The 14,716-nt window shown below is 68.1% G+C and carries 14 protein-coding genes; 10 read left to right on the top strand and 4 right to left on the bottom strand.

The features are described 5' to 3' along the window. The first annotated feature begins 677 nt into the window (after positions 1 to 677). The 8 genes from pdhA (at position 678) to ACO1BU_RS00290 (ending at position 9,372) form a co-directional block, all read left to right on the top strand. Positions 678 to 1,712, top strand: a complete 1,035-nt coding sequence (gene pdhA / locus ACO1BU_RS00325) for a pyruvate dehydrogenase (acetyl-transferring) E1 component subunit alpha (RefSeq protein ID WP_424133896.1) — start codon at positions 678 to 680, stop codon at positions 1,710 to 1,712. Positions 1,713 to 1,714: 2 nt separating this feature from the next. After that, positions 1,715 to 3,169 carry a pyruvate dehydrogenase complex E1 component subunit beta gene (locus tag ACO1BU_RS00320; RefSeq protein ID WP_424133895.1) on the top strand — a complete coding sequence of 485 codons (1,455 nt, stop codon included), beginning with the start codon at positions 1,715 to 1,717 and terminating at the stop codon, positions 3,167 to 3,169. 12 nt (positions 3,170 to 3,181) lie between these two features. Further along, entirely contained in the window at positions 3,182 to 4,561 is a 1,380-nt protein-coding gene (locus ACO1BU_RS00315; RefSeq protein ID WP_424133894.1) for a pyruvate dehydrogenase complex dihydrolipoamide acetyltransferase, read from the top strand. Beyond that, positions 4,558 to 5,049, top strand: coding sequence for a GNAT family N-acetyltransferase (locus ACO1BU_RS00310; protein WP_424133893.1), 492 nt, complete (start codon positions 4,558 to 4,560; stop codon positions 5,047 to 5,049). Before ACO1BU_RS00315 ends, ACO1BU_RS00310 begins: the two co-directional genes overlap by 4 nt. Positions 5,050 to 5,184: 135 nt before the next feature. Then, complete coding sequence (gene lpdA, locus ACO1BU_RS00305) at positions 5,185 to 6,579, top strand: dihydrolipoyl dehydrogenase (protein ID WP_424133892.1); 1,395 nt, start codon at positions 5,185 to 5,187, stop codon at positions 6,577 to 6,579. 64 nt (positions 6,580 to 6,643) lie between these two features. Beyond that, entirely contained in the window at positions 6,644 to 7,723 is a 1,080-nt protein-coding gene (gene lipA / locus ACO1BU_RS00300; RefSeq protein WP_424133891.1) for a lipoyl synthase, read from the top strand. Positions 7,724 to 7,733: 10 nt separating this feature from the next. Next, positions 7,734 to 8,225, top strand: coding sequence for a type II toxin-antitoxin system RatA family toxin (locus tag ACO1BU_RS00295; protein ID WP_424133890.1), 492 nt, complete (start codon positions 7,734 to 7,736; stop codon positions 8,223 to 8,225). Between the two features lie 82 nt (positions 8,226 to 8,307). Then, complete coding sequence (locus ACO1BU_RS00290) at positions 8,308 to 9,372, top strand: threonine aldolase family protein (RefSeq protein ID WP_424133889.1); 1,065 nt, start codon at positions 8,308 to 8,310, stop codon at positions 9,370 to 9,372. A 52-nt stretch (positions 9,373 to 9,424) separates the two neighbouring features. Here ACO1BU_RS00290 and ACO1BU_RS00285 read toward each other — a convergent pair whose 3' ends face one another. From ACO1BU_RS00285 to ACO1BU_RS00270, 4 genes are read right to left on the bottom strand one after another with little or no spacing between them, the layout of a single operon-like run. Continuing rightward, complete coding sequence (locus tag ACO1BU_RS00285; protein WP_424133888.1) at positions 9,425 to 9,919, bottom strand: CinA family protein; 495 nt, start codon at positions 9,917 to 9,919, stop codon at positions 9,425 to 9,427. Next, positions 9,919 to 10,353 carry a phosphatidylglycerophosphatase A family protein gene (locus tag ACO1BU_RS00280; protein WP_424133887.1) on the bottom strand — a complete coding sequence of 145 codons (435 nt, stop codon included), beginning with the start codon at positions 10,351 to 10,353 and terminating at the stop codon, positions 9,919 to 9,921. The genes ACO1BU_RS00285 and ACO1BU_RS00280 overlap by 1 nt, the downstream gene beginning before the upstream one ends. Continuing rightward, positions 10,353 to 11,213, bottom strand: a complete 861-nt coding sequence (locus ACO1BU_RS00275) for an alpha/beta fold hydrolase (protein ID WP_424133886.1) — start codon at positions 11,211 to 11,213, stop codon at positions 10,353 to 10,355. Before ACO1BU_RS00275 ends, ACO1BU_RS00280 begins: the two co-directional genes overlap by 1 nt. Next, on the bottom strand, positions 11,210 to 13,183 hold the full coding sequence (locus ACO1BU_RS00270; RefSeq protein ID WP_424133885.1) for a lytic transglycosylase domain-containing protein: 1,974 nt from the start codon (positions 13,181 to 13,183) through the stop codon (positions 11,210 to 11,212). Before ACO1BU_RS00270 ends, ACO1BU_RS00275 begins: the two co-directional genes overlap by 4 nt. A gap of 148 nt (positions 13,184 to 13,331) precedes the next feature. On the opposite strand from ACO1BU_RS00270, the gene dapA reads away from it, so the two are divergent. Together dapA and smpB are read left to right on the top strand one after the other, a co-directional pair. Next, entirely contained in the window at positions 13,332 to 14,210 is an 879-nt protein-coding gene (gene dapA, locus ACO1BU_RS00265; protein ID WP_424133884.1) for a 4-hydroxy-tetrahydrodipicolinate synthase, read from the top strand. A 7-nt stretch (positions 14,211 to 14,217) separates the two neighbouring features. Next, positions 14,218 to 14,703, top strand: coding sequence for an SsrA-binding protein SmpB (gene smpB / locus ACO1BU_RS00260; RefSeq protein WP_424133883.1), 486 nt, complete (start codon positions 14,218 to 14,220; stop codon positions 14,701 to 14,703). Positions 14,704 to 14,716: the final 13 nt, after the last annotated feature.

Raw genomic sequence — 14,716 nt, 5'->3', positions numbered from 1 at the left:
GAGGCTTGCGAGGCAACCTGGCTCTCGACGATCTTCGGCACCGGCGATTTGACTCCCATACTCGGCGGTGCCTCTCCGGAGGCGGCTTCCTGGGCGGTGGGGGATGACCATCCTCTCCGCGATGAAGTCGGCACTGACCGATTGGCCGGCGGCGCCAGTGCGGATCACCTGGTCCTCGCCAGCGGGGATGGCGACGCTTCCAGCGAGGAAGCGTGAGTCCGCTTCCATTTGCCAACAGGGTCCTGGCGGAATCGGCTTGGCCGACGGGCTAAGCCTTGTCGGCCAGACGCTCGACCAGGGCTGATGCCGGGGCGACGCAGCTTTCGTCACCCTGCTCCGGGTCACCGGTGGTCGCGAGACCTCCTGTTGCTCCGGGACATCGTGAATGTTGGCTCGACGGGCTTCTCCTGGCCTGACCAACTGATTTCCCAGCCAGCCGAAGGGCCGTGGCACCCGGGCGAGGGGCCTGTTCCAGCTTGGGTCATATCGGGCCGCAACTGATCCGCCGAGCTTTCTCAAAGCCGCAGCCATTCTTAACCGCTTTCTGGTTAATTGGTATGTTGCAATGCAACATCAATGACTTAGCTGAGTCCTATAACTTGCTGATCGCTGACGGCGACCGTATCTGCGCTAGGTAGGCCACCCCTCGGCCGACTGAAATACAGGAGCATCCTCCCATGGCCCTCGGCTCGGAGAGCGCGGCGAAGCGCCGCGGCGGACGCGGCAAGGAATCCCCGCCGGGGGCTGGCCACAACCAGGATATCCTCTCCAAGGCCTATCGGGAGATGCTCCTGATCCGCCGCTTCGAGGAGAAGGCTGGCCAGCTTTATGGCATGGGGCTGATCGGCGGCTTCTGCCATCTCTATATCGGCCAGGAAGCCGTGGTGGTCGGTATGCAGATGACGCTGGAGGAGGGCGATCAGGTCATCACCTCCTACCGCGACCACGGCCATATGCTGGCGACCGGCATGGAGGCCCGCGGTGTGATGGCGGAGCTGACCGGGCGGATCGGCGGTTACTCCAAGGGCAAGGGCGGGAGCATGCACATGTTCTCCCGCGAGAAGGGCTTCTATGGTGGCCACGGCATCGTGGGCGCGCAGGTTTCCCTGGGCACGGGCCTCGGCTTCGCCAACTGGTACCGGCAGAACGGACAGGTGAGCCTGACCTATTTCGGCGACGGCGCCGCGAACCAGGGCCAGGTCTATGAGAGCTTCAACCTAGCGGCGCTGCTGAAGCTGCCGGTGGTTTTCATCATCGAGAACAACAAATACGGCATGGGCACGAGTGTCGAACGTGCTTCGGCATCCCGCGACCTCTCCAAGAACGGTGCCCCATGGGGCATCCCGGGGGAGCAGGTGAACGGCATGGATGTGCTGGCCGTGAAGGAAGCCGGCGAGCGTGCCGTTGCGCACTGCCGGGAGGGTCATGGGCCCTATCTGCTGGAGATGCAGACCTATCGCTATCGCGGCCACTCCATGTCCGACCCCGCCAAGTACCGGACGCGCGAGGAGGTGCAGCGCATGCGTGAGCAGAACGATCCGATCGAGTTGGTACGCAAGCTGCTGATCGAGGGTGGCCAGACCGAGGCGGATCTGAAGGCTGTCGACGACGAGGTGAAGGCAATCGTGCAGGACGCGGCCGAGTTCGCGCAGACCAGCCCCGAACCCGACGAATCCGAACTCTGGACTGACGTTCTGGTGGAGAGCCGCTGAAGATGGGCGCGACAATCCTGATGCCTGCGCTCTCCCCGACCATGACGGAGGGCAAGCTCAGCCGGTGGCTGAAGAAGGAAGGCGATGAGGTGAAGTCCGGCGACGTGCTCGCCGAGATCGAGACCGACAAGGCCACCATGGAGGTGGAGGCCGTGGATGAGGGGCGGATCACGAAGATCCTGGTCCCCGAGGGCACGGAAGGCGTGCAGGTGAACGCGGCCATCGCGGAGCTGGATGGTGGCGATGGCAATGCGGCGCCGGCAGGCGATGCGGGCACGCCTGCCGCCGAGCAGGGCAGCAAGGTGGCCGGGCCGACGCAGCCGGAGTCCAACGCAACCCAGCAGGGCGGCGAGATCGGCAAGACCGCGAAGCAGGCCGAGGATTACGGCCAGGTCTCCGCGCGGGGTGCCGAGCGGCGCGAGGGCATCGCGGCCGAGCCGAAATCCACCGCTCAGCCCGAGAAGGACTGGGGCGAGACCAAGCCGACCACGGTGCGCGAGGCGCTGCGCGACGCCATGGCGCTGGAGATGCGTGCCGACGGCGATGTGTTCCTGATGGGCGAGGAAGTCGCCCAGTACCAGGGCGCCTATAAGATCTCCCAGGGGCTGCTGGACGAGTTCGGGCCGCGGCGCGTGCTCGACATGCCGATCACCGAGCACGGATTCACAGGCATGGCGGTGGGCGCGGCGCTCACCGGGCTGAAGCCGATTGTCGAGTTCATGACCTTCAACTTCGCCATGCAGGCGATCGACCAGATCATCAACTCGGCGGCGAAGACGCTGTACATGTCCGGCGGCCAGCTTGGCTGTCCGATCGTCTTCCGCGGGCCGAACGGCGCTGCGGCGCGTGTGGCGGCTCAGCACAGCCAGGATTTCACTTCCTGGTACGCGCATGTGCCCGGCCTGAAGGTGATCGCACCCTGGTCGGCGGCGGACGCGAAGGGGCTGCTGCGCGCGGCCATCCGCGACCCGAACCCGGTGATCTTCCTCGAGAACGAGATCCTCTACGGCCAGACTTTCGACTGCCCAGTGGACGAGGACTTCGTCCTGCCGATCGGCAAGGCGAAGGTGGAGCGCGTGGGCACGGACGTGACCATCGTCTCCTATTCGATCACCGTGGGCATGGCGATGCAGGCGGCGGAGGAACTGGCCAAGGCGGGGATCTCCGCCGAGGTGATTAACCTCCGCACCATCCGTCCGCTGGACATCGAGACGGTGCTCGCCTCGGTTCGCAAGACCAACCGCCTCGTCACGTTGGAGGAAGGCTGGGCCTTCGCCAATGTGGGCGGCGAGGTCGCGATGCAGGTGGTCGAGCAGGCCTTCGACTATCTCGACGCGCCGCCCGTCCGTGTGGCCGGTGCCGATGTGCCGATGCCTTACGCCGCCAATCTCGAGAAGCTGGCGCTGCCGACGGTCGCGCAGGTGGTCGAGGCGGCGCACAAAGTGACCTACAAGTAAGGGGCGCGGCAGATGGCCACCAACATCCTGATGCCCGCCCTGTCCCCGACCATGACGGAGGGGACTCTTGCCCGCTGGCTCAAGAAGGAGGGCGACACCGTCAAGTCTGGCGACGTGATCGCCGAGATCGAGACCGACAAGGCCACGATGGAATTCGAGGCCGTGGATGAGGGCGTTCTCGGCAAGATCCTGGTGCCGGACGGGACCGAGGGAGTGAAGGTCAACGAACCTATCGGCATCATGGTCGAGGCAGGGGAGGAGGTTCCCTCCAGCCCCGCCGGCGGCGGCGGGAAGGGCGCAGGCGGGGACAAGGGCCCGGCACCGTCGCCCTCCGGCAGCCCCGCGCTGGAAGCGGTACAGGCGGCCGGCGGCAAGGTGGCTGGCGCGGCGGAGCAGCCGGTGCAGCCGGACATGCCGAAATCCAACGCCCCGGCTTCGGCTGCGGCCCCGGCGTCCAACGGGGCAGGGGGGCGCATTTTTGCCTCGCCGCTCGCGCGCCGCTTGGCGCAGCAGGCCGGGATTGATCTGGGTGCGGTAAAGGGCTCTGGCCCAAACGGGCGCATTGTAAAGGCGGACATTGAGGCCGCCCAGGCCGCGCCGAAGCCGGCCGCGGCGCCCCAGCCCGCCGCCGCGCAGCCGGCACCGGCTGCCGCCCCGGCGCCTGCACCGAAGGCCCCGGCACCTGTCATCACGGCGCCGCACAAGCTCGTGCCGCATTCCAGCATGCGGAAGGTCATCGCCCGCCGTTTGAGCGAGGCGAAGCAGACCATCCCGCATTTCTACGTTTCGATTGACGTGGAGCTGGATGCCCTGATGAAGCTACGCGCGGACCTGAACGCGCGTTCGCCGAAGGAAGGGGCGGGCGCCTACAAGCTTTCGGTCAATGACCTGGTCATCAAGGCGACTGCAGCCACGCTGCGGAAGCTGCCCCAGACCAATGCCTCCTGGACCGATGAGGGCATGGTCATCTACGACGATGTGGATATCAGCATCGCCGTCTCCATTCCCGATGGGCTGATCACGCCGATCATCCGCAAGGCCGACCAGAAGGGCCTGGCCACCATCTCCAACGAGATGAAGGACCTGGCTTCCCGCGCCAAGTCCGGCAAGCTGAAGCCGGAGGAGTTCCAGGGCGGCGGCTTCTCCATCTCGAACATGGGCATGTTCGGGGTGAAGGAGTTCTCGGCCATCATCAACCCGCCGCAGGCCGGCATCCTCGCCGTTTCCGCGGGTGAGAAGCGGCCGGTGGTGAAGGATGGGCAGCTCGCGATTGCCACGGTGATGACGGTGACACTTTCGGTCGATCACCGCGTTATTGACGGCGCGCTCGCGGCGGAGTGGGTCTCGACCTTCAAGTCCATCGTTGAGGACCCGCTGAGCCTGATGCTGTGAGTGCAGTGACCACCGCCTTCACGCTGCGCGACGCCACCCCGGCCGATCTGCCGGAGGTGGTGCGCCTCGTCCGCGAGCTCGCGGAATACGAGAAGCTGCTGCATGAGGCGGTGGGCACGGAGGAGGATTTCCGCGTCCTTCTTTTCGGCGAAAAGCCGCTCCTTCACGCCGTGCTGGCGGAAGTGCAGGGGCGCGTCGTCGGCCAGGCGTTGTGGTTCAACAATGTCAGCACCTTTACCGGCAAGCCGGGCATCTATCTCGAAGACATCTTCGTGCAGCCTGCGCATCGCGGCCTGGGCATTGGCAAGGCCTTCTTCCGCTATCTCGCGCAGCGCGCGGTGGCGGAGGGATGGACCCGGCTGGACTGGCAGGTGCTGGACTGGAATGAGCCCTCCATTGCCTTCTATCGCGGACTTGGGGCGCAATCCGGCAAGCAATGGATCAACCAGCGCCTGAGTGGCGAGGCATTGCGGCGGTTAGCCGCATAAGGACGTTGCGGCGGTTAGCCGCATAGGAATGTTGCGGCGGTGGCCGCATGTACGACCGGTAACGGCTGGCGGCCTGAGGGCCGCCCCGGCAGAGCATCACGCGGTGCCGCTCGCGCCCGCATGGAGGAGGCCAGCATGGCCGATCAGTTCGACCTGGTGGTGGTGGGCGGTGGCCCCGGTGGCTACGTCGCGGCGATCCGCGCCGCGCAGTTGAAGATGAAGGTCGCCCTTGTTGAACGCGAGAATCTCGGCGGCATCTGCCTCAACTGGGGCTGCATCCCGACCAAGGCATTGCTGCGTGCGAGTGAGATCAACCACCTGCTGCACACGCTGGACGCCTATGGCTTCGCGGCTGACAACATCCGCTTCGACTTCCAGAAGGTGGTGAAGCGCTCCCGCGCCGTAGCCAATCAGCTTTCTTCCGGCGTGAAGGGGTTGATGAAGAAGAACAAGGTCACGGTCTATGACGGCAGTGCGAAGCTCGCCGGGCCGGGTAAGCTCTCCGTTACCAAGGACGGCAAGCCGGTTGCTGACCTCCAGGCCAAGAACATCATCCTGGCCACCGGCGCCCGCGCCCGCGTGCTGCCGGGGCTGGAGCCGGACGGGAAGCTGATCTGGTCGTATCGCGAGGCGCTGGTGCCGGACGCCATGCCGAAGTCGCTGATCGTGATCGGTTCCGGTGCGATCGGCAGCGAATTCGCCAGCTTCTACCTGAACATGGGCGCGCAGGTGACCCTGATCGAGGTGATGGACCGCATCCTGCCGGTGGAGGACGCGGAGATCAGCGCCTTCGTGCAGAAGTCCTTCACCAAGCAGAAGATGAATGTCCTGACCTCCGCCAAGATCGGTAAGGTGACGAAGAACGGCGATTCCGTGACGGTCAGCGTCGAGGCGGGTGGAAAGACCCAGGAGATCACGGCGGACCGGCTGATCTCCGCCGTTGGCATTGTCGGCAATGTCGAGGATCTGGGCCTTGAGGGCACCAAGGTGAAGGTCGAGCGGACCCATATCGTCATCGATGAGATGTGCCGCACGGGCGAGCCGGGCCTCTACGCCATCGGCGACGTGGCCGGCCCGCCCTGGCTGGCGCACAAGGCCAGCCATGAGGCGATCATCTGCGTGGAGCACATCGCCGGGCTGCATCCGCACCCGCTGGAGGCGCTGAACATCCCGGGCTGCACCTATTGCCGTCCGCAGGTGGCCAGCGTCGGCCTGACCGAGGCGAAAGCCAAGGAGGCCGGGCATGAGGTCCGGGTCGGCCGCTTCCCCTTCATCGGCAATGGCAAGGCCATCGCGCTGGGTGAGCCGGAAGGGCTGATCAAAACGGTGTTCGACGCGAAGACCGGGGAGCTGCTGGGGGCCCATATGGTCGGGCCGGAGGTGACCGAGATGATTCAGGGCTACACCATCGCCCGGACCCTGGAGACCACCGAGGTCGAGCTGATGCATACGGTCTTCCCCCACCCAACGGTCTCGGAAGCCATGCATGAGGCCGTGCTTGATGCCTATGGCCGGGTGATCCACATCTAAGCGCCAGACCCGCGACCAACCCCATCGCCGCGCCCCTGCCGGGGCGCGGCCGAGGATGAAGCCCATGGCCACCCGAATCCTGGTGGATCACCGCGCCGGCGGCGCCACCGCCGCGGCCGAGAGTGCCCCGGCGACCCTCGCCGCCGAGGGACCGGCCCTGCCGGCCCATATTGCCCGGATCGTGCCTAGCGCCGCGCCTGCCCCGCTCCGCCATCCGGAGAAGGCCAACCGGCCGGACAACCCGATCAAACGCAAGCCGGACTGGATCCGGGTGAAGGCCCCGACCCACCCCGTCTATCACGAGACCCGCAATCTCATGCGGGATAACAAGCTCGTCACGGTGTGCGAGGAGGCAGCCTGCCCGAATATCGGGGAGTGCTGGTCTCAGCGCCACGCGACCATGATGATCATGGGCGAGATCTGCACGCGGGCCTGTTCCTTCTGCAATATCACCACCGGCATGCCGAAGGCGCTGGACGAGGATGAGCCGCGCCGGGTGGGCGATGCCGTGGCGAAGCTCGGGCTGCGCCATGTTGTCATCACCTCGGTCGACCGTGATGACCTGAAGGATGGCGGCGCGGAACACTTCGCCCGGACCATCGCCGCGATCCGGACCGCGGCCCCCGGCACCACGATCGAGATCCTGACCCCCGACTTCCTTCGCAAGCCCGGCGCGCTGGAGGTTGTGGTGGCGGCCCGCCCGGACGTCTTCAACCACAATCTGGAGACCGTTCCGCGCCTTTATCCGACGATCCGCCCCGGCGCGCGTTACTACCACTCGCTCCGGCTGCTCGACGAGGTGAAGCGGCTGGATCCCGGCATCTTCACCAAGTCCGGCGTGATGGTCGGGCTGGGTGAGTCACGCATGGAGGTGCTGCAGGTCATGGACGACATGCGCTCCGCCGAGATCGATTTCCTGACCATCGGCCAGTACCTGCAGCCCACGGTGAAGCACGCCGCCGTGGACCGCTTCGTGGAGCCGGCAGAGTTCGAGGATTATGCTCGCATGGCCCGCGCCAAGGGGTTCCTGGTGGTCTCCGCCACGCCGCTGACCCGGTCCTCCTACCATGCGGATCAGGACTTCGCGGCGCTGCGCGCGGCACGCGACGCCTCGCTCGGCCGCACCACCGCGACCGCCGCCTGAGCCGCGCCGGATGCCGACCCACGCGGAGAAGAAACGGCTTCCCTACACGCCCGAGCAGATGTTCGACCTGGTGGCGGATGTGCGCCGCTACCCGGAGTTCCTGCCCTGGTGCGTCGGCGCTCAGGTGATATCGCGCACCGAGTCGGAGTTGATCGCGGACCTGACGATCGGCTTCAAGATGTTCCGGGAGACCTTCCGCAGCCGCGTCACGCTGGAGCGGCCGCACCACGTGCATGTGGAGTACCTCACCGGTCCCTTCCGCTACCTGAACAACCACTGGCGCTTCACGCCCGTGCCAAAGGAGCAGGGAACCGGGACCGAGGTGAATTTCTTTGTTGATTTCGAGTTCAAGTCCCGCCTGCTGCAGGCTGTCATTGGTACCGTGTTCAACGAGGCCGTGCGGCTGATGGTCCGCGCCTTCGAGCGGCGGGCCATGATGCTCTATGGTCGTGAGAGACTGGGCGCCGGTCTCACGGCGAGGCCCCAACCCGGCCAGGGCTGACCGGCCAGTCCGGGGGGCACCCCTGGTCCCGCGCCCCGGCCCCTGGCAGAAGGTTCCCGACACGCTGCGGAGAGCCCCTGCCATGGTCCATGCCCCCGTCCGCCCCGCCCCAAACGCCCCGCCGGTCCGGATCAACCTCTACTCCGATACCCAGACCCGCCCGACCGCGGCCATGAAGGCTGCCATGATGGAGGCGGAGGTCGGCGACGAGCAGCATGGCGACGACCCGACGGTCCACGCGCTGTGTGACCGAATGGCGGCGCTGCTGGGCAAGGAGGCCGCGATGTTCCTGCCCTCCGGCACCATGTGCAACGTGATCGCCCTCAACACCCATTGCCGCAACGGCGATGAGGTGCTGGCCCATGAATCCGCGCATATCCTGACCAGTGAGGGCGGCAGCCATGCCGCCATTGCCGGCGTGCAGATCAACCCGCTGCGCGGCCCGCGCGGCATGTTCGACGCGGACACGTTGCGCGCCGCCATCCGCGCCCGCACGCGCTACGCCCCGCCCCAGACCCTGCTGGAAATCGAACAGACCGCCAATATCGGCGGGGGGGTCGTCTGGCCTTTGAATACGTTGAATGAACTGACGGGCATCGCCCATGAGCAAGGCTGGTCCACCCATATGGACGGCGCCCGGCTGATGAATGCCTGCGTGGCGGCCAATGTGCCGGCCAGCGAGATGTGCGCGGGCTTCGACAGCGTGTGGCTGGACTTCACCAAGGGCCTGGGTGCCCCGCTCGGCGCCGTGCTGGCCGGGTCCAGCGAGTTCATCGGCCGGGCCTGGCGCTGGAAGCAGCGCCTGGGCGGGTCCATGCGCCAGGCCGGCATCTGCGCGGCCGCCTGCATCTACGCGCTGGATCATCATATCGACCGGCTGGCCGATGACCACGCGAATGCCCGTGCCCTGGCGGCTGGCCTTCGCCAGATCGAGGGCGTGACGGTGCAGGAGCCTGACACCAACCTCGTCTATTTCGATCCTGCGGGCGCCGGGCTTTCGGCCGAAGCCCTCCAGGCTGGGCTGCGCGCGCAGGGGATCGCGATTAGCGTGCTTGGCGGGCGCGTGCGCGCCTGCACCCATCTGGACGTGACCGCGCGCATGATCGGTGAAGCGCTGGAGGCGATCCGGACCCTGCTGCGGCATTGATGCGAGTGTGGCCTGGGAGGCGGCGCCTCCCAGGCGCGGCCGTCCCGGCAGTTCAGACGGGGCGCGCCAACTTCATGGCCATTCGGAGGGCCACCTCCACGGTCGCCGCCCGGATCGCGGCGCGGTCCCCTGGGAAGACGTGCCGCTCGACGCGCGCCTCGCCGCCCTGGCGCGCGACACCGATATAGACCAGCCCCACCGGCTTCTCCGCGCTGCCGCCGCCCGGGCCGGCGATGCCGGTGGTGGAAATCCCGAGCGCCGCGCCCGTGGCCTCGGTCGTGCCAAGGGCCATCTGCCGCGCACAGGCGTCGGATACCGCGCCGACGCTGGAGAGGACTTCGGCCGGCACGCCCAGATGGCGCATCTTCATGTCGTTGGAATAGGTCACCAGCCCGCCGAGCACGCAGTCCGACGAGCCGGGCACCGCGGTCAGCGCGGCGGAGACGAGGCCGCCCGTGCAGGATTCCGCCGTGGCGACGGTCAGGCCGCGTTCCCGCAGCATGGCGAGGAGGGCGGCAGCGGATTCGAGGGTGGTGGGGCTGAGCATCAGGCCAGCACCGCCCGGGCAGCCAGCAACACGGCGCCGGCCAACAGGCCCGCCAGGATGTCATCCAGCATCACGCCCAGGCTCCCTTCCATCCGGTCGGCCCAACCGATCGGGCCGGGTTTCAGGATATCCGCCACGCGGAACAACGCGAAGCCCGCCAGGATCCACCAGAACGAGGCGCCGGCGGGCAGGGCCGCCAGGGCCAGGCACTGGCCGGCGGCCTCGTCGGCCACGACCCAGCCCGGATCCTCCCGCGCCTCGGGCAGGCGGGAGACGGCCCAGAGGCCTGCGAGGGAGAAGGCTATGCCGAAGGCCAGGCACCACCAGGGCCCGAGCAACGCGGCCGGAAGCACGACAAGGGAGGCCCAGGTTCCGGGCGCAGGCCGCAGGCGCCCCACGCCGCAGAGGCTTGCGACCGCAAAGGCGGAGGTCATCAGGGAACGCGGTCCAGGAATTCGTCGAGCGGGCGCGCCACCTCGGGTTCCTCCAGCGTCGGGGCGTGGCCGGCGCCGGGGAGGGTGATCAGTTCGAGATCGGGCTTTTCACGCACCATGGCGCGGACGGTATCGGCGGCCAGGAACTCGCTGGCCTCACCCCAGACGAGCATGGTGGGAATGGGCCGCAGGCCGCGGAAGGCGGGGCCGAGATCGGGCGCTCCGCCCCCCGCCGCTTCCATGGCCTGCTGGATGCGCGTGTCCCAGCGCGGGTGGAGCAGCCCGTCCTGCCCCGGCTTGTAGGTCAGCGCGGCGAATTGGCGCCATGCCGCATCATCCGGCAGCGGGACGCGCGGCATGACAGTGCGGAGATAGGCGACGGCGTCATCGAGCGTGGCGAAGCCCGGGTCATGCCCGGCGAAATCCTTGACCATCGCCAGGCCACGAGGGTCGATCCGCGGCCCGATATCGTTCAGCACGGCGCCGCGCAGCAGGGTGGGGCGAAGGACGGACAGCACCATCGTCATAAGCCCGCCAAACGAGGTGCCCACCGCCACCACCCGCGGCAGGTGCAGCGCGGCGCAGGCATCGAGGATGTCGCCCGCCGCACGTTCCGGCCGATAGCGGGACAACTCCGTGGCACGGTCGCTCTCACCATGGCCCATATATTCAAGCACCACGACGCGGCGCTTGCCGGCATGGCGCCCGGCCAGCAGCGCGTAATCCTGGGCGGTGCGGCAGATGCCGGTCAGGCAGAGCAGTGGCGTGCGGGATTCGTCGCCGGGCCAGTCAAGCGCGTGGAGCATCAGCCCATCCCGCGCGGCCACCCGGCGGATGGCCGGCGTCACGGCGCGGCTCACTGGGCCGTCATCCAGGGTTTCAGCGGATAGGGCAGGGAGGCTGCCGCCGCGTTCCGTGCCCGGTAGACCACCACATTCTCCACGACCCGCTGCACGTAGTTCCGTGTCTCCGAAAAGGGGATCAGCTCGATCCAGTCGATCACGTCGATGCCGCCCTCGCCGGGCGTGCCATAGGTGGCCAGCCAGTCCTGCACGCGGTTCGGGCCGGCGTTATAGGCGGCGGCAGCAAGGGCGATGTTGCCGCCGAAGCGCGCCATCTGGTCGGACAGGTATTGCGAGCCGAGCCGCATGTTGTGGGCGGGGTCGCTGGTCAGCATCCCGGCCTGGTGGGGCACGCCGATCCGGCGCGCCACCCCGGCCGCCGTGGCGGGAAGAAGCTGCATGAGCCCGCGGGCGTTGGCGCCGGAGACGGCCTCAGGATCGAAATTGCTCTCCTGGCGGGCAATGGCGTTCACGATGGCTGGTTCGAGATCGCCGGAAGGGGCGGGGTAGGGGGTAGGCCAGCCCTCCGGCAGCAGCATCACCCCATCGGCCCCGGCGCGGCGGGCGATCCAGACCGCGAAGTCCGGCCGGCCCAGCGCCACGCCCAGCCGCGCCACCAGCACGCGATCGGCTGGATCGGGGGAGAGCTCCTCCATCCGCAGCAGGAACATCCGGGCACGACGATAGTCGCCCAGATCGGCCAGGGCCGAGACCGCCGCGGTCAATTCGCGGGCCAGAAAAAGCTGTGAGGCTTCGGTAGTCGGCTGGGGCGGAGCGATGGCGCGGATGCGGGCGGAAAGGCGTGCCTCGTCCTCCCCGAGCGCCAGGGCGGCGAGTTGGCCGTAGAAAGCAGTGCCGAGCAGCGCCGCCTCCCCGAATTTTGCGCGGGCGCGGGCGGCGTCGCTGGCGGCCAGGGCGCGGCCTTGCCAATAGGCGGACCGGGCGCGGGTGATGATGCTGGCGCTGTTGTCGCCGAGCAGGGTGAAGTGGCGGGCTGCCAGGGAGGGCTGGTTCAGCCGGCGCAGGGCGATCCAGCCGGCCAGGAACTCGGCCTCGGAGCGCGGCTCGCCCTCCCGCTGCCCGTGCTGGGAGGCGACCTGGTAGGCGAGCTGGTCCTGGCCCAGGCGCAGCAGCTTGCGGGCGAGAATCTGGCGCTCGGCCCAGATCGCGCGCGCGGCGGGAAGCGGCAGGTCGCGTTGCAGGGGGGCAGCGGCACTCCAGGCGGCCGCAGCCTCCGCATCACGGTCCTGCTGGCGGAGGGCGCGGGCGCCAGCGGCCAGCAAGCCGAGATCCTCGCCCTGCGTGACCGGGGCCAGCCCTCCCGCCGCCATGGCCAGCCGTGCATCGGCCAGGGCGCGGCGGGATGGATTCAGCCAGACGGCGGCCCGGGCGGCGTCGTTGATGTCGCGGGAGAGAAAGAGGCGGTCGAAGCGGCGCCAACGGTCATCATCGGTCAGGATCGCCGCGTTGCGCTCGGCGAAGCCTGCCTCCGCCGCGGCGTCCCCGAAGCCATTGCTCCAGGCCTGGCGCAGGAGGGTGGTGGCACGGGTCGTGTCCCCGGCGCGGATCAGCGCATCGGCGTGGCGCTGGGCGCCGTCCAGCGTCATGGCCGGGTTCACGGTGAAATAGGCGAGGGCCCGCGCATCATCCGGGTCGGCGGCCAGCGCCTCCTCGGTCCGCTGGCGCATGGTGTTGGGCAGGGGCCAGTCGGGATTGTCCGCCATCCAGGCCGCCAGCTCGGCGCCGGTGCCCTGGCCGCGTGCGGCCAGCCGGATCCAGAGCACGATCTTGCGGACCAGCGGGTCGGCTTGGGCGGCGGCGGCCTCGGCATCGGCGTAGCGGCCGGCATTGGCCAGGGCGAGGGCGGCCCGGCCGGCGGATCGTTGTGATTCCACTGCCCAGGGCTGGGCCATGGCCGGTTGGGCCATGGCCGGCAGGGCGAGGGCGAAAAATAAACCGGCCAGTGCCGGCTGAGCCAGGAACCGCATCACGATCGCTTCTAGCCTGCCCTGGCATGGCTGTCGCGCCTGGTTGCCCTTGTTCACACCGGAGGCAACGCGGTATCCGGTTGTGGCTGGCGCGCGGGGCGCCGGCACCCCACATCCCGCTTTCCCCGCCCCCGTCAGGACACACCATATGTTCAAGGGATCGCTCGTCGCCCTCATCACGCCCATGACCCGGGACGGCAAACTGGACGAGCGTGCCTTCCAGGACTTTGTCGCCTGGCAGGTGGCCGAGGGCACGCAGGGGCTGATCCCCGTCGGCACGACCGGCGAGAGCCCGACTCTCTCCCATGAGGAGCATGAGCGGGTGGTGGAGCTCTGCATCGAGGCGGCGGGGGGCAAGGTGCCGGTGATCGCCGGCGCCGGGTCCAACAGCACGGCGGAGGCGGTCCGGCTGACGCAGCACGCGAAGAAGGCTGGAGCCGACGGTGTGCTGGTGGTGACGCCCTACTACAACAAGCCGACGCAGGAGGGGATGTACCTGCATTTCAAGGCGGTGGCCGATGCGACCGATATCCCCATCATCATCTACAACATACCACCCCGCAGCGTGATCGACATGAGCGTCGAGACCATGGCGCGGCTGGCGAAGCACCCGAACATCGTGGGCGTGAAGGACGCGACGGCGAATCTGACCCGGCCACTGCACACCCGTGCGGCCTGCGGCGAGGATTTCTGCCAGCTCTCGGGCGAGGACCATACGGCCCTGGCCTTCAACGCCGCCGGGGGCGTGGGCTGCATCAGCGTCACCGCGAACATCGCCCCGCGGATGCTGCGCGAGATGCAGGATGCCTGGGCCGAGGGACGGGTGAAGGAGGCTCAGGCCATCCAGAACCGGCTGACTCCCGTGCACGACGCGATGTTCTGCGAAACCTCCCCTGGCCCTGTGAAGTTTGCGGCCAGCCTGCTCGGCAAGAGCACCGATTTCTGCCGCCTGCCCATGGCGCCGATCGCCGAGACGTCGAAGGAGCGGGTGCGCGCCGCCATGGCCGGCGCGGGGCTGCTGAACTGAGGAGAGAATGGCCGAACCCCGCAAGAAGAGCCTGATCAGCCACGGCGTCGCCGCGCAGAACCGCAAGGCGCGCTTCGACTACAAGATCCTGGATACCTATGAGGCCGGCATCGTGCTCGTCGGGCCGGAGGTGAAGAGCCTGCGGGCCGGCCGCGCGACGCTGACCGAGGCCTGGGCCGGCGAGCGCGATGGCGAGATGTGGATCTTCAATCTCTACATCCCGGAATGGCAGGCCGGCAGCGTGGTGGCGAAGTTCGAGCCCCGCCGGCCGCGCAAGCTGCTGCTGCACCGCAAGCAGGCCGAAACCCTGGCCGGCGCGATTACGCGGGAGGGCCAGACGCTCGTGCCGCTGGACATTCACTTCAACGACCGCGGCGTGGCCAAGCTTACCCTGGGTCTGGCGGAGGGCAAGTCCAAGGCCGACAAGCGTCAGGCCATCGCCGAGCGCGATTGGAAGCGCGACAAGGCACGCGTGATGCGCGACCGGGGCTGAGCCCGGTCGCGAG

Source organism: Roseomonas chloroacetimidivorans (assembly GCF_049629625.1).
Lineage (GTDB): Bacteria > Pseudomonadota > Alphaproteobacteria > Acetobacterales > Acetobacteraceae > Roseomonas > Roseomonas chloroacetimidivorans.
This window is presented reverse-complemented; position numbering and strand designations above follow the sequence as displayed.

Bases quoted from the DNA above. Each gene is read 5' to 3' on its own strand.
- ACO1BU_RS00270 (WP_424133885.1), bottom strand. From the start codon at position 13,183: ATGCGGTTCCTGGCTCAGCCGGCACTGGCCGGTTTATTTTTCGCCCTC.
- ACO1BU_RS00290 (WP_424133889.1), top strand. From the start codon at position 8,308: ATGGTCCATGCCCCCGTCCGCCCCGCCCCAAACGCCCCGCCGGTCCGG.
- ACO1BU_RS00320 (WP_424133895.1), top strand. From the start codon at position 1,715: ATGGGCGCGACAATCCTGATGCCTGCGCTCTCCCCGACCATGACGGAG.
- lpdA (WP_424133892.1), top strand. From the start codon at position 5,185: ATGGCCGATCAGTTCGACCTGGTGGTGGTGGGCGGTGGCCCCGGTGGC.
- pdhA (WP_424133896.1), top strand. From the start codon at position 678: ATGGCCCTCGGCTCGGAGAGCGCGGCGAAGCGCCGCGGCGGACGCGGC.
- lipA (WP_424133891.1), top strand. From the start codon at position 6,644: ATGGCCACCCGAATCCTGGTGGATCACCGCGCCGGCGGCGCCACCGCC.
- ACO1BU_RS00295 (WP_424133890.1), top strand. From the start codon at position 7,734: ATGCCGACCCACGCGGAGAAGAAACGGCTTCCCTACACGCCCGAGCAG.
- ACO1BU_RS00315 (WP_424133894.1), top strand. From the start codon at position 3,182: ATGGCCACCAACATCCTGATGCCCGCCCTGTCCCCGACCATGACGGAG.
- dapA (WP_424133884.1), top strand. From the start codon at position 13,332: ATGTTCAAGGGATCGCTCGTCGCCCTCATCACGCCCATGACCCGGGAC.
- ACO1BU_RS00285 (WP_424133888.1), bottom strand. From the start codon at position 9,919: ATGCTCAGCCCCACCACCCTCGAATCCGCTGCCGCCCTCCTCGCCATG.
- ACO1BU_RS00280 (WP_424133887.1), bottom strand. From the start codon at position 10,353: ATGACCTCCGCCTTTGCGGTCGCAAGCCTCTGCGGCGTGGGGCGCCTG.
- smpB (WP_424133883.1), top strand. From the start codon at position 14,218: ATGGCCGAACCCCGCAAGAAGAGCCTGATCAGCCACGGCGTCGCCGCG.